The organism is Deltaproteobacteria bacterium HGW-Deltaproteobacteria-18 (assembly GCA_002841885.1).
Taxonomy (GTDB): Bacteria; Desulfobacterota; Desulfovibrionia; order Desulfovibrionales; family Desulfomicrobiaceae; genus Desulfomicrobium.
The window spans coordinates 124,506-138,932 of record PHBE01000004.1 but is presented as its reverse complement, the minus strand read 5'-3'; the positions used below and the strand labels follow the sequence as shown (position 1 = coordinate 138,932).

The window sequence follows — 14,427 nt, the reverse complement described above, 5'->3', positions numbered from 1 at the left end:
CCGGCATAAGGATCTGCATCTAGAGTTGGCGCACGATTGATTAGGTATTGAACAGGCGTTCAGGGACACAGAATACGAGCCAATACGTATCAGGTCGGCAAGGCAAGTGGAAGAAGGGCGCAGACCTCCCCGGCAATGATTGCGGCGCCCAGGAAATCGCCGTTCACTCCGCCCTGTTTGCGGCCCAGGGTCTGCAGCGCAGCCAGGGCGGCGATGGACAGCGCGAGGGTGGCGACCAGATGGTTCCCGGGAAGTGCCAGAGCCGGGAGCAGGGTGGTGCATCCGCCCAGGATCAGCGCGGACCGCGTTGCGCCCTGCACGGCGTTTTGACCCAGTCCGGGGCGGGACAGGTTTTGGCCCATGCGGGCCAGGACAAGGCAGCAGAAGCGGCCGAAAACAGGGGCGAAGATGAGCGCCGTCCATGCATCCCGGGAAACGGCCGACTCGAAGAGCGCGGTCTGCAGGCCAAGGCCCAGGATCAGGCCCATGGTCCCGAAGGCCCCGATGTGGCTGTCCTTGACGATGGCCCAAAAGCGTTCTCCCGTCGCGCCGCTGCCCCATCCGTCCCACAGGTCGGCCCATCCGTCCCAGTGCAGGCCCCGGGTCAGGTAGATGTTGAGACCGGTCAGCATCCAGGCCAAGACCCATGACGAGAGCGGGAGCAGGGTGCAAAGAGCCAGGATCAGTCCGATGAGCAGGCCCACCATCGGATACATGGGCATGGACCGGCTGATGGCTTCGTTGGTGGTGATATGGGCACGGCCCAGGCGGGTCAGAAAAGTCAGGGCCACGAGAAAGTCTTTTAGCGGATTCACGGATGAAGGGTGTCCTTTTGGGTCAGGCGGATGTTCCGGCCGGGGCAAAGGCCAAGGGTTCGGGCGCAGTCGCCCTGGTTTAACGCCAGTTCCAGCACGCCCTGACTGCCCGCCAGAATCCCGATTTGTCCGGGAGCGAGGTCTGCGTAGGTGGCGGCCTTGACGATGGTCCTGCCGTCATCGAGGAGCCATGCCTTTGGCGATTCGTCATAATATTCGGCGCGCAGGTTCAAAAGGCAGTTGCCGAAGCGGTCCACATGCAGGATCACGCAGTCGACGGCAAGGTCCCCGGTCCTGGCCCAGACGAGGTCGCGGCGCATGATGGTGTCCGGCGCGACGCGCGAACCCATGGTTTGCGGGGTAGCGCCAAGGGCCAGCCTGGCGGCGATGGGCGCGAAAATGTCCCGTCCGTGAAAAGTGTTGCCGGCGGCGAAGGCCTGCGCGTCAATCCTCCACCACGAAGCAGGCGAATCGATCAGAAACGAAAGCAGTCCATTGTCCGGGGCCAGGAAGAACTGATTCTCCCGCTCGGCCAGCACAATGGGCCTGGTGGAGCCGACGCCAGGATCGACAACGTTCAAAAAAATGCTTTGAGGCGGGAAATGGCGATAACTGGCCTGCAGCAAAAAACCGGCCTGAATGATGTTGTGGGCGTCCACTTCATGGCAGAGATCCACAATGCACGCGTCCGGCGCCTCACGCAAGACAACACCCTTCATCTGTCCGACATAGGGGTCAAGGAGGCCAAAATCTGTGAGCAAAACGATGACGGCACGCATGGCCGGTATTTAAGGCCAACCTCAACCCCTGTCCAGAGCCCCGTCGAGAAACCTGTTGACAGTGTGAAGCGCGCCTGTGTAGATACGGCGCTCTTCGGGGCGTAGCGCAGTTTGGTAGCGCATCGGTTTTGGGAACCGAGGGCCGGAGGTTCGAATCCTCTCGCCCCGACCAGGAAAAGCAAAGGCTTACAGGTAAATCACCTGTAGGCCTTTTTTTTGGATTTTTGCCCAATGACCTGCCGGGAAACTTCGGGCCACACAATTCTTGGAGGTTTACCCGCAGTGCTGAACCAAGTCGAGAGTGTCGAGGGGCAAAGCCCAACCATGGGGCTCTGCGGCCGTGGCTACCGAGTCAAGCGCTGGGTAGGGGAAACCCGCATCGAAATTCCAGAATCATGCAAGGTCTCGACGACTGAACACGAGAAGCGCCAAGCACGGGCACGTTTTCGCCCAGAGCGCCATCGGACCAATCATAGGTCACCTCAAGAACGATCACAGGATGCTCCGAAACTGCCTTAAAGGTCGGATCGGCGATTTCGTGAACCAGTTCATGGCCTGTGTGGCCTTCAAATTCCGGAAGTTCATATGGACACTGTATTTTTTGTGCTTCAACTTACTTGGGCACGTTTTTCGACCGGATGTTCGGTCGGTACAGGCTTGTGCTTGACGGATCGTTTTCAGAGTTTTTCAGGAACGATTATTAATGCTCGGGCGCCTCTATTCGGCGATGTTCACTGCTGCCGAATCCGCTTGTGATATTCTGGAGATCACCACGGAGCATGCCGGTCGCATAATTTTCTGATGAGCACTGCCAGTCTTTTCGGAGTCATTAGTAATCCGGAGCATGTTCCATTACATTTTGATTGTCTGATTCTCGGATTAATGATTGCAAAATTTATTTGATTGCAATCTGTTCATTTATTTCTTCTGCAATTTTCATAAAGTGAAATCCATAGATAGAGTATGTAATTGCAAGTGGAAAAAGTTTTGGCTTGTTGAATGCAGTCCACAGTAATAGTTTCCAATAGTGGTATCTTTCTTTTCCAATTATGCCGATGTATAGGATAGATTTGAATAAAGCTCCAATATAACCACGCTGATAGTGAAATTTTCCAAAATAGAGCGGGCTGTATATTTTAAAGAATCTGAGTGTGCGCCGATAGAAGTTCTTTGGGGAATATATGGTGTTCAGAATCATTTGATAGCCACTGATGAGTTTCGCAGCATCCATATGTGGCGTGAAATTGAGGGCAATGGCCGTGTTGTTTCCGGTCGGATCGCCGAGCAGGCGACCTTCCCGGTTCAGACGCTGATAAAGCCGGGTGCCCCGCAAGGCGGTCAGGAGGCCTACCATCGCGGTTACGATGCCGCTTTCTTCAATGAAGTTGATCTGCATTTCAAAAATTGCAGGAGGGTCGCTGTCGAACCCGATGATGAATCCGCCGTGCACCTGCAGCCCTGCCTGTTGAATCCGGCGGACCGAGTCGAGAAGGTCGCGGTGCCTGTTCTGCACTTTGCCGCTCTCGGTAAGGCTCTCCTCATTTGGGGTTTCAATGCCGATGAAGACCTCCTTGAAGCCTGCTTTGACCATGAGTTCCATCAGTTGGCTGTCATCGGCGAGATTGATGGAGGCCTCGGTATAGAAATAGAACGGATAGTCATGGTCATCCATCCATTCGATCAATGTCGGCAGTATTGTCTGTTTCAGCCTGGCACGATCCCCGATGAAATTGTCGTCGACCACGAAGACAGATCCTCGCCACCCCTGGGTGTGGAGGCGCTCCAGTTCTGCGAGAAATTGCGGCACTTCCTTGGCTCGGGATTTGCGGCCGAACAGAGACGTTATGTCGCAGAATTCACAGTCAAAGGGGCACCCTCGCGAATACTGGATATTCATGGCGGCATACTTTTCGACGTCGATCAACTCCCAGAGCGGCAATGGTGTTGTGCTCAGGTCTGCGCGTTGTGCGTTCACGTAGAGATGACGAGCCGTGTCTGTTTGCAGATCGTGGAGAAACGGGGGGAGCGTGAGTTCCGCCTCGCCTAAAACCAGATGGTCGACTTGCGGGAAATCGTCGGGTGCGCTGGTGAACAGCGGTCCTCCGGCGACCGTCTTGGTTCCGATCCGGCGACACCTTGAGAGTACCTCCATGACCGATGCCCGCTGGATGGTCATGGCGCTTATGAAGACGTAATCCGCCCACATCAGGTCATCATCGGACAGAGGGCTGACGTTCATGTCGACGAGCTTTTTGTCCCATGCGGCAGGGAGCATGGCGCCCACGGTCAAAAGGCCCAGGGGAGGGAAACTCGCCTTTCTCCCGATAAACTTCATGGCGTGCCGGAAACTCCAGAATGTGTCTGGATAGTGGGGGTAGAGAAGAAGTATTTTCATGAAAGGGCTCCGGACATACTCTGCAGTTTGATATCCCGAGGAGTGCAAGGGTTGGCGCTCCGGGGACGAATCTTTCAGAATCGCTGTCTTTTTTTTTCGTGGCGCCGTCAGTCAGAATTTCGTCTTGCCGGAACTACTGCCTGCACTTTCCTTGTGCGCAACGACACGCGGAGCATCGCAATGGGCGTGCCAGCACCAAGATGCTCGTCCGGAGAAATCAACATGCTGATTATACGGGCAAAAAGTGTATTGATCCGAATGACACGCGAATGATTGCGCCAGTGGTTCCCGTCAGATGTTGTGCAAGTGTCATATTTGGCGTTCAGGCTTCCCGCCGGATCTCTGTTTTCGAGTCGGACGCTGGCCAGACATAGAGATTGATGCAGTACTCCTTATGGTCGTCCACCTTTGCAATGGTCTGGCCTTCCTGGCCGGTGTTGCCGATCCGTTCGGCCCAGGTCCCCGGCCATGGCCGCCGTGCTGGTTCGGAGCCCTATTTGGGCGCGCCGTCACGAGGTTTGTAGAATACGTGATTCCCGACCTTGGCCGTCTTCACATATTTTGTGGTCCAAGCGGGCGAGATGTCTTCTTGATGGAAATACAGAGCCCCTCCGGTTCGATCGGGGATCTGCTTGTTCAGGACCTTGCGGGCGATCTCCTTGGCGGCCGAATAGGCTTGATCCTCCTGCGCGTCGTCGGAGCGGCCATCGCACCACCACGAGAACTGGCAGGCGCCTTCTTCGCGGCCCTGCCGGACGACTTCGCAGATCGTGTCCGGAAAGCCCTCGTGTCCGAGCCGGTTCATGACGACGTGCGCTATGGCCTCGATGCCGGCCGCCTCTTCGCCCCGGGCCTCCCAGTAGATGCTGCGCGCGAGGCAGGTCAGGGCGTCGTCCAGGGGGTTTTCCCCGGTCGGGTCAACCGCCTGCGCTTCTGGCTTCGTGATGGTTTCGGACTCGGCTGGGCGGGACTTGTCGCCCTCGGAGGCCGCGTTCTGCTCAAGCGCCTGCGCCTTGCCTTCGGCGGAGCGGGCCTTTTGCGCCTCGTCTCCGGCGAAGATTCGCGGCGCGATAAGGATCGCTGCGATGCAGATGACAATCCATATTTTACACATGAATACCTCCGCTTGAATCAGGCGGTCGACCGCTCCCGAGGGACCCTCATTCTTCGCGGAGAGCCCGCCGCGCCAAGAAGAACATGATAGGAGACGGAGCGCTGCTTCGTCTCATCTGTGGTTTTTTCCGGCATCCGCGTATTCTCGATTGCCACCTTCGTCGTCCAGGAGGAATCTGATTTCATCCTCGCTCAAGGTATGGGCAACAGGCCTGCTGTTCGAAGTTGCCCTGCGCCTGCGCGCGCTGTCTCCGGATCGTCCTTCCGCTTGCGCGTCACCGCCGTCATCCAGGGATGGTCGCTCAGGATGCTGCCGGTCCGCTTCCCGTCGACAATCCTCGTGCCGTCTGTCCGGCTGTTGCCTGCGGTCTCCGCTCCACATTCTTCTGTTCGGGTCCAGGTTCGAAGCTTGTTGTTGGGGAGCACTCATTTTTTATCCTTTTCGCGGTTGTGAGTTCACGTTCTCTGCAATGATGCTCTTGGCGAAGCCGACTATTCAACGTACTTCGCGTCCATGCGCACCTTGATCCAGTGTTCCAGATGGTCGTCCACCAGGGAAATGGTCTGTCCTGTCTGCTCAGCGCCATCCAGGATCAGGAGCGTGCCGTTTTTCTTCTCGTGATGCCGCGACACGCTGATGTGATAGACCGTGTCTCGGAAACGGTAGTGCACTGTGAATTCCTTCCATTGCGGGTGGAGGCAGGGGGCAATGCGCAGTCTGTCCACTTCGAGACTCAGGCCCAGCAGCGATTCCACGATGAGTCGGTACATCCAGGCGGCCGAGCCCGTGTACCATGTCCAGCCTCCCCGGCCCGTATGCGGCGGCGCGCCATAGACATCGGCGGCGACGACGTAGGGCTCGCCCTTGTACAGGGCCGTCGCTTCGGGGGTGCGGGCGTGGTTGATCGGGTTGATCATGTCGAAAATCTCCCAGGCGCGCGTCGTATCCCCTTGTCGGGCAAAGGCCATGGCAGCCCAGATGGCGGCGTGCGTGTACTGCCCCCCGTTTTCGCGCACCCCAGGCACATAGCCCTTGATGTAGCCGGGGGTGAGTTCGGAGGTGTCGAAAGGCGGGTCCAGCAACTGGACCAGTCCATGTTCGCGGCGAACGAGATGTCTGTCCAGAGACTGCATGGCCGTGCGCGCACGTTTCGGATCTCCCGCTCCCGAGAGGACGGACCAGCTCTGGGCGATGGAGTCGATGCGGCATTCTACATTGTTTGATGAACCCAGCGGCGTCCCGTCGTCGAAGTACGCTCGTCGATACCACTGTCCATCCCAGCCGCCCGCTTCGATGTTGCGGCTTAACGTGGCGGCTTCCTGCCGGCATTGCTCGGCAAAGGTGACGTCCCCTCGTGTGTGCGCCAGCGGGGCAAAAGTTTCCAGCACGTGATGGAGGAAGAAGCCCAGCCAGACGCTTTCGCCTTTTCCGTGCTCTCCCACCAGATTCATGCCGTCGTTCCAGTCGCCGGAGCCGATGAGCGGCAGGCCGTGCGCGCCAAAACGCAAGCCGTGGTGGATGGCCCGCACGCAGTGGTCGTAGAGGCTCGCGCTCTGGTCCGATCGTTCGGGCAGGTCATAGCAGGATTCCTCGTCGGCACCCAGCGCGCGCATGCGCAGGAACGGGACGTTTTCATCCAGGACGCCGGTGTCTCCGATGGCGGCGACATAGCGGCACGTCGCCAGCGGCAACCACAGGAAATCGTCCGAACATTTGGTGCGTACGCCCCGGCCCAGGGGCGGATGCCACCAGTGCTGCACGTCGCCTTCCTCGAACTGCCGGGAGGCGCAGAGCAGCAGGTGCTCGCGGACCAGGCCCGGCCTCGCATGGATGAGGGCCATGACGTCCTGGAGCTGGTCGCGGAAACCGAACGCCCCTCCCGACTGGTAGGTGGCGCTACGTGCCCAGAGGCGGCAGGCCAGGGTCTGGTAGACGAGCCAGCCGTTGACGAGCACGTTGAGCGATTGGTCCGGAGTCTCGACATGGATGGCCCCAAGGGTATGGGCCCAGTGCTGCCAGACATTGTCGAGGGCTTGCCGCGCTGCGGGTGCTCCCCTGAAACGATGGATGATTTTTTGCGCGTCTGCGGCGTCAGTTCCCACGCCCAGCTTGAAAATGATCTCCCGCTCCTCTCCGACTTCGAGTTCGAAACTGACCTGGATCGCGGCGCAGGAGTCCATGGCCGTTCCCGTCTTGCCGGAGAGCCTTGTGCGGGTCATGGCGGCGGGCGATCGGAGCGAGCCGTTGCGGCCCAGAAATTCCGTGCGGTCGGCAGTGACCGTGCGCAGTACGTCGTCCACGTCGAAAAAAGCCGTCCGGCTTCCGAATTCGGGGTTGTAGGCATTGCGTGCCAAAATGGCCCCGCTGTGCTGGTCGATTTGTGTGATCACGTGAAAAGCGGATTTGGGACGCAGGTCGCCGAGCACCCATTCCACATAGCCGGTGGCGGAGATGCGCCGCGAGCGTTCGGAAACGTTGGACACTTTCAGGACCGAGAACTTGATCGGCGCGTCGAGGGCGACATAGACCATGAGTTCCGAGCGGATTCCCCGTTCGGTATGCTCGAAGACGCTGTATCCGAAACCGTGCCTGCTGACATAAGGCTCCGCCCCGCGACAGGGCTGTGGCGTGGGCGACCAGTAATGACCGCGTTCCTCATCACGCAGGTAGAAGGCTTCCCCTCCCTCGTTCGTGACCGGATCGTTGTCCCAGGGCGTGAGGCGGAATTCGTGGGCGTTTTCGTTCCAGGTGCAGGAGCTGCCGCACTCGGAGACAACGCTCCCGAAGAGGGGGTTTGCCAGCACGTTGACCCAGGGTGCGGGTGTGGCCAGATCCTGGGCGGTGGTGATGACATACTCGCGCCCGTCCGGGGTGAATCCGCCCAAACCGTTGAAAAAGGTCAGGTCGTGGCGGGGCTGCGGTGCCGACGGCAAGGGCTCGGAGCGATGTGTCCTGCTTGGCACCAGCAGGGGAATTTTGGTTCGGGGCAACGTGCGGCCGTCAATCTGCTGCGCCAGGGTTCCAAGGGTGTCGGAAAGGATTACGCGCGCGACCGACTGGATCAGGATGCGGTCCTCTTCCGCGAAGCGGTTGGCCGAGCGTACGAATATTCCGCCGGGCTGATCGGTTCCGCCGGATCCGACCCCCGCCGCGACGAGGCCCATGATCTGGTCATTGAGGACCTGCCTGTATCCGGTCTGATCCTCGTTCCAGATGACCAGGTCGACTTTCAGCCCTTTGAGGCGCCAGTAGGCGTGGGCCTGGACCAGCTGGCGGACCAGCTCAATATTGGCGGTGTCCTGAATCTGGAGTAGAACAATGGGCAAATCCCCGGAAATCGCGTGGCTCCAGAGTCCTGACTGCCCCCGGCTGTTCTTGGCGAGAATGCCCGGCTCGGCCCGCAGCGCCGCATTGGCGTAAATGATCGATCCCGCAAGCCGCCCATAGAGCTGGGCGTCCGCCTCGGAAGCGTTGAGCTGCCGCAACAGCACCTGGCCGTGCGTCCAGGCCAGGTCGAAGACCCTGTCCGCGATGCGGCGGTCCTGGTATTTTTCAACCAGTTGCACGACTTCTTCCCGGGTTTCGCCGATGCCGGAGATGATGTTGAGCGTCACCGATTCTTCAGGCTCAAGAATGATGCGGCAGCGGATGGAGACAATGGGGTCCAGAACGGAGCCCTCGCTGCCCGAGAGCGCGCCGGAGAAATACTCGCCTTTGCAGCTCATGGCCAGCGGGTCGGCCACGGTGTTTTCGCGTCCGATGAACTGCATGCGGTCCGTTTCATAGGAGATGTCGACGGGACGCATATCGTGCATGATCATCATGTGCAGCATCCAGGGCGGCTTTTCTCCCTGGGAGCGCGGCCGTCTGGTGCAGAGGATGGCCTGCTGGGCAGGGATGATCTCGGTCTGGACAAAAAGGTTGCTGAACGCGGGGTGCAGGTCGTCGGAAGCGGAGCTGGCCAGGATCACCTCGGCGTAACTGGTCAGATCGAGGGTCCGGCGGTTCCGGGCGCGGTTGGTGATGCGCACCCGGCGCAGCTCGATGTCGTCTTCGGGTGACACCGTGATTTCCGTGCGGGTGTCGTAATTGTGGTCCTGCACGCGGAATTCGGCCCGTCCTTCGGAGAAGATGGCCTCGTAGCGCTGCGCCTGTTTGCGTGTCGGCTGGTATGCCGTGGACCAATATTCCCGGCTGTCCAGATCACGCAGAAAACAGAACGTGCCCCAGTTGTCGCAGGTGCGGTCTTCGCGCCATCTGGTCACGGCCAGATCCTTCCAGCGGCTGTAGCCGCCGCCGGCATTGGTGACCATGACGTGATAGCGGCCGTTGGAGAGCAGCTGCACTTCCGGGGCGGGCGTGTCCGGACGTGAGAACACGCGGATATGCGCGCCCCCGTTGTCCGAGTCCATCTGGAGCTCGGACAGCTCGGAAGTGTGCGCATAGAAGGCGGTGGTCTTGGGGATGCGCTCCTGCAGAAGCAGCATGGTTGCCTGGAACTGCGGGTCGGAAGCAAATCGCTTCTGCATGGGGCGATCAAGCAGCAGGTGAGCCATGGAGAGCAGGCTCATGCCCTGATGATGGGCCATGAAGGAACGGACCACGGCGTTTGATTGGCCGCGTGGCAGGCGCGAGGGGGTGTAGTCGATGGCCTCGTAGAAGCCGTATCTGGTGTCAAAACCTTCGCCCGCAAGCCGGATGAGGTTCCGGCATGCTTCACCCGGCGCGACCATGAGCGCCAGGGCCGAGGCGTAGGGCGCGACGACCAGATCCTCGGCGAGACCGCGCTTGAGCCCAAGTCCCGGCACGCCGAAGGCCCGGTATTGATAGTTCTGGTGCACGTCGATGGCATTGTAGCCGCATTCCGAAATGCCCCAGGGCACGGAGCGCTTCCTGCCGTATTCGATCTGTCTGGCCACCGAGGCGCTGCAGGTCTGGTCAAGAAGAGTTGAGTCGAAGGTGGGCATGACCAGCATCGGCATCAGATATTCAAACATGGAGCCGCTCCAGGACAACAGGACCGGCTCGCCCCCGGCGGTGGTCAGGAGGCGTCCCAGCGCGAACCAGCTCTCCTGCGGGATCTGTCCCTGGGCAATGGCCACGAAGGTGGCCAGGCGCGCTTCCGAGGCCAGAAGATCGTAGAAGCTGTTGTCCCTTCGACATTCAGAGACATTGTAGCCGATAGCCAGCAGATGGCTCGCCGCGTCGCACAGGAAGCCGAATTCCATCTGGGCCAGTCCGCTGCATTGCAGGGCAAGGCGCTCGCTGGTCCTGATCCGTGCCTCGGCGTGTTGGCCGGCCTTGACGATGCGGCTTTGGAGTTCACTCCAGTCGTTGTAGTCTGAGGTGTTTGCCGTTTCCTGCCGTCGCACCAGGTCCGGCAGTATTGCCGCGGCCAGGGCTGTCAGTTCGCTCAAGGTCGGGATCCGGTCAAGAACGGGAAGATCCGGCAGGTTTCTGCGCACAATGGCGAGCTCCGTCCATGGAGCAAGATTGGTCAGTTCCGCCAGCGCATCGCCGCATTGCTGGGCAAAGGTCTCCGCCCACCAGCGTTCGCTTGAGTCTGGATCCGTGTCCGAGGCGTCCAGGCTCTCGATCAGGACCGCGGCCGATGCCGCCAGCCGTTCGAGGCGCTGCCTTGAAGCGACCAGGGTCGCCGGTTCGGGGCGCAGTGCTGCGCTCAGTTCGAGTTTGAGGCTGGCGAGCGGGTCCACGGCCGCTTTCGGAAGAGGCTTCAGGGTGTCTTCCAGGATGCCCAGGGTGTCGCGCAGGCTCTCGAACGTGCGCGGTTCCAGGATCTTGCGGTTCTGGAGTTCGAGCAGGCCCGGTTTCAAGGTCAACAGGTGCCCGGCCAGGTTGCCGCTATCCACGGAGGAGATGTAGCGCGGAGGCAGCGGGGCCAGGGTCAGTGTGTCGTACCAGTTGTAGAAATGACCGCGATACCGCTCAAGCGTGCTCATGGTGCGCAGCGTTTTCATGGTCCGGTCCAGGAATTTTCCGGTCGAGATGATCCCGAAGTCGAGCGCAGACAGGTTGGCCAGCAGCGCAAGGCCCATGTTGGTGGGAGAGGTGCGGTGCGCCACCACGGGTGCGGGGTGCTCCTGAAAATTGTCGGGAGGGAGCCACTGGTCCTCGGGGCCCACGAATGTTTCGAAGAAGGCCCAGGTCTTGCGGGCCGTCCTGCGCAGAAAGAGGGTCTGTTCCCTGGTCAGGGTGTCCCGGCGGCGAGGGATGGGGCGGCTGATCCACCAGACCACGGCCGGGGAGAACAGCCAGAGCGCGAGCAGTGTCCCGGCCACCGGCAGCACCTGTGGCGCCGACCCGGCAAGCGTGACTGCCATGCCGATGGCCAGAAGCGGCCCGATCCACATGGCCCGCAAGGAGCTGACGAAACCGACGGGGCCTCTTGGGGCGTTGCCTGAAGGGTTCCATTCCAGCAGGCGCCGATGCGTGACCAGCATCCTCCAGATGGTGCGCAGGATCGCGTCCAGGCTGAAGAAGGCCTCGTAGGGCAGGCAGACAAGGGTGAAGATTGCGCGCCCAAGATGCTGGCGGGCCAGACCAGCCGATGCGGCGAGGTGCTGCCACGGGGATACGTCATCGGGTTTCTTGAATGCGTTTGAGAGCGAGTCTACCAGGCTCGGAACCAGAATGATGCCGAGCACCACCGTGGTCCAGAAAAGTGCGGCGGGCAGGACCGTCCAGCCCAGGATCAGAAGCAGGACAAGGGACGCTGCGCTCAGGCTCCGCCGCAGGTTGTCGAGAATCTTCCATTGTGACAGCATGGAGATGGGATTTTTGTACAGACGCCCGTCCACGCCGGGAACCCTGGGCATCAGCCAACGGGCGATCTGCCAATCGCCCCGGATCCAGCGATGCCTGCGGGCCACGTCCTCGCTGTAGCGGGACGGATACTGCTCATACAGTTCCACATCGCTCAAAAGCCCGGCCCGCGCATAGCAGCCTTCCAGGAGATCGTGGCTCAGAATCCTGTTGTCTGGAAAGCGGCCCGCTAGGGCCTGCCTGAAGACGTCCACGTCGTAGATGCCTTTGCCGATGAACGAACCTTCGCCGAACATGTCCTGATATACGTCGGAGACGGCGCTGGTGTAGGGGTCGATGCCGACCTCGCTGGCGCACATCCGTGCATATCTCGAACGGTTCGCGTCGGGCAGGCTGACCGCAACCCGTGGCTGCAGGATGCCGTAGCCGGCCACGACGCGGCTGCGCGCCGGGTCGTAGCGGGCTCGATTGAGCGGATGGGTCATGGCGCCAACGAACTTGCGCGCCGAGTCGCGGGCCAGTTGCGTGTCCGTGTCCAGGGTGATGACGAATCTGATGTCCGGCAAAATGGAAGTGTCGCCAACGATGAGCGCGAAGCGGTCCGTCGCATTTTTTGTTCCCCCGCTGAGCAGGGCATTCAGGTCCCCGAGTTTACCGCGCTTGCGCTCAAAACCCATCCATGTCCGCTCGGCGGGGTTGAAGTTGCGCGGACGATGCAGCAGGAAGAAGGTGCCGCCCGCATCGTTCGGGTACTTGGCGTTCAGCGCCTCGATCATGTCATGGGCCTGCCTGACCAGTTCCTTGTCTTCAGGCAGAGTTTCCAGGGCTGCGTCGGCCAAGTCCGTGAGCAGAGCAAAATGGAGGTGCCGGTCACGGTTCCCCAGAAATCGGACTTCGAGATCGTTGATCAGTTCCTCGGTGCCGCGTGTGTTGGTGAGCATCGTCGGAACCACGACCAGGGTCCGTGCCTCGGGCGGAATCCCCTTGGAAAAGTCCATGCGCGGCAACAGGTGCGGATTGCCAAGGAGCGTGGCCAGCCAATTGGCAAGCGATACCGCCAGATGGCTGCAGCAGAGCACAAGGAGTAGGCAGAAAAGACCGAGTTGCCAGCCGCCAAGTCCGTCACCATGGGCTTTGAGCCCAAGGAATGCGGTCAGCATGATCGTCAGGAGCACGATGCCGCCGCCGTGGACGAATAATCGCCGACCGGGATCGCGCAACATCGCAATGGGCGACCGGCGCATCTGAACCAGTCGCTCAAGCTGAGCCAGTCCGTCTCCGACCAGATAGTATCCTACGTGGCACTTGCGCTCTTCATTCTGTGAAGCTGCGCCTTCCCGCGCCAGTTCGAGCGCTCTGCGTGCCACTTCAGGTTCGGCATGAGGGCATTTTTTTGCTATTTTTTCAATAATATGGCGATATCGGTCCCGGGTGAAGAAATTCATCTTGCCGTAGATGGAAACGGGATCTTCCCCAAGAATGCCCTCGACCGTGCTCAAGGATTCGACAAAGTCGTTCCAGTTCGTGGCGTTCAGGGAGCGCAGACTGCCGATGCTGTTGCTGATGGAGATCTGGTCGGAGGCCTGCTGCTGGTTTTCCAGGCGCACCAGCTGATCGATGGTCTGGCCGGATTCGGACAGACGGCGTTCAATCCACGATAGCGGCAGGGATTGCGCCGGTCCCTGGCCCTGCAGACGACGGGTCAGCTCCGCGACAAAGGAACTGTCCATGGGCGGATCGGATCTGGCCATGTCGGCGATGGTCAGGATCAGGCTCTTGGGATCGGTGGTGGCCACCTCGGTCATCAGATCGGCCCAATAATCGGCGTTGCTGCGGTCTGTCCTTCGTGCGGCGAGGCGGGCCGCAACACGGCGCAGGTTTTCGATCAGGGCCAGGCGCAGCATGATGGGAATGGCCCACAGTTCGCCGAGTTTCAGGGACGTCACGCTCTGGTAGGCGGCCACGAAGCGACTCAGATACTCCGGGTCCACGCGGCCATCGCCGTGCGAGATCGCCTCCAGGGCGAGGTCGTACACGCGCGGAAGGCCGGCCGACTGCCCGCCACGCAATTGCGGCAGTTCACGGCTGTAGCCCTTGGGCAGGTGCTTGGCGGCGATGCGGATCTGCTCTTCGATCACATAGAAGTTGTCGAGCAGCCATTCCCCGGCCGGAGTCATGCGCCGGTCTTCCTTGACGTCTTCCGTCAGCAGGCGGTGTACATCCCGCAACACCTTTTCGTTTTCGGCCAGTCGCGACAGGAGGCGGTCCTGCGTGCGTTTGCCTCTGAGTTGGTGCATATTGGCCAGAATCTTGCCGTGCAGCTCCATCTGGGCCGCGCTGAAGAGTTCCGCCCGGAGGGGAAGCTCCTCTTCGAGACTTTTCAAGGATGCTCCACGTCCGGTCAGACGCGTCCAGAATCGTGGACTGGCGCCCTTGCCTGTGTTGCTGCTCATCTTCATGCGCGTGGTCTCCTTGGGTTAGAGCGAAAGCATGAGATTTGCCCTGGCTGCAGACTGGTTGAAATTTATAAGACCGCACGCT

The 14,427-nt window shown here is 60.3% G+C and carries 5 protein-coding genes, 1 tRNA gene and 1 pseudogene; 2 read left to right on the top strand and 5 right to left on the bottom strand.

Translation table 11 applies throughout. From position 1 onward, the window contains the following. Positions 1-89: 89 nt before the first annotated feature. The gene (locus CVU60_04945; GenBank protein PKN42707.1) at positions 90-884 is read right to left on the bottom strand and encodes an adenosylcobinamide-GDP ribazoletransferase; all 795 of its coding nucleotides are present in this window, start codon (positions 882-884) and stop codon (positions 90-92) included. Continuing rightward, positions 812-1,594 carry a hypothetical protein gene (locus CVU60_04940; GenBank protein ID PKN42706.1) on the bottom strand — a complete coding sequence of 261 codons (783 nt, stop codon included), beginning with the start codon at positions 1,592-1,594 and terminating at the stop codon, positions 812-814. The genes CVU60_04945 and CVU60_04940 overlap by 73 nt, the downstream gene beginning before the upstream one ends. A gap of 95 nt (positions 1,595-1,689) precedes the next feature. On the opposite strand from CVU60_04940, the gene CVU60_04935 reads away from it, so the two are divergent. Continuing rightward, a tRNA-Pro gene (locus CVU60_04935) sits at positions 1,690-1,766 on the top strand. 101 nt (positions 1,767-1,867) lie between these two features. Continuing rightward, positions 1,868-2,261, top strand: a pseudogene (locus CVU60_04930) (IS5/IS1182 family transposase). A gap of 228 nt (positions 2,262-2,489) precedes the next feature. On the opposite strand, the gene CVU60_04925 reads toward CVU60_04930, so the two are convergent. From CVU60_04925 to CVU60_04915, 3 genes are all read right to left on the bottom strand, one after another. After that, on the bottom strand, positions 2,490-3,989 hold the full coding sequence (locus CVU60_04925; GenBank protein ID PKN42705.1) for a B12-binding domain-containing radical SAM protein: 1,500 nt from the start codon (positions 3,987-3,989) through the stop codon (positions 2,490-2,492). Between the two features lie 493 nt (positions 3,990-4,482). Then, positions 4,483-5,103 (bottom strand): cell wall hydrolase, encoded by a 621-nt coding sequence (locus tag CVU60_04920; protein PKN42704.1) that lies wholly within the window; start codon positions 5,101-5,103, stop codon positions 4,483-4,485. A 491-nt stretch (positions 5,104-5,594) separates the two neighbouring features. Continuing rightward, the gene (locus tag CVU60_04915; protein ID PKN42703.1) at positions 5,595-14,345 is read right to left on the bottom strand and encodes a cyclic beta 1-2 glucan synthetase; all 8,751 of its coding nucleotides are present in this window, start codon (positions 14,343-14,345) and stop codon (positions 5,595-5,597) included. Positions 14,346-14,427: the final 82 nt, after the last annotated feature.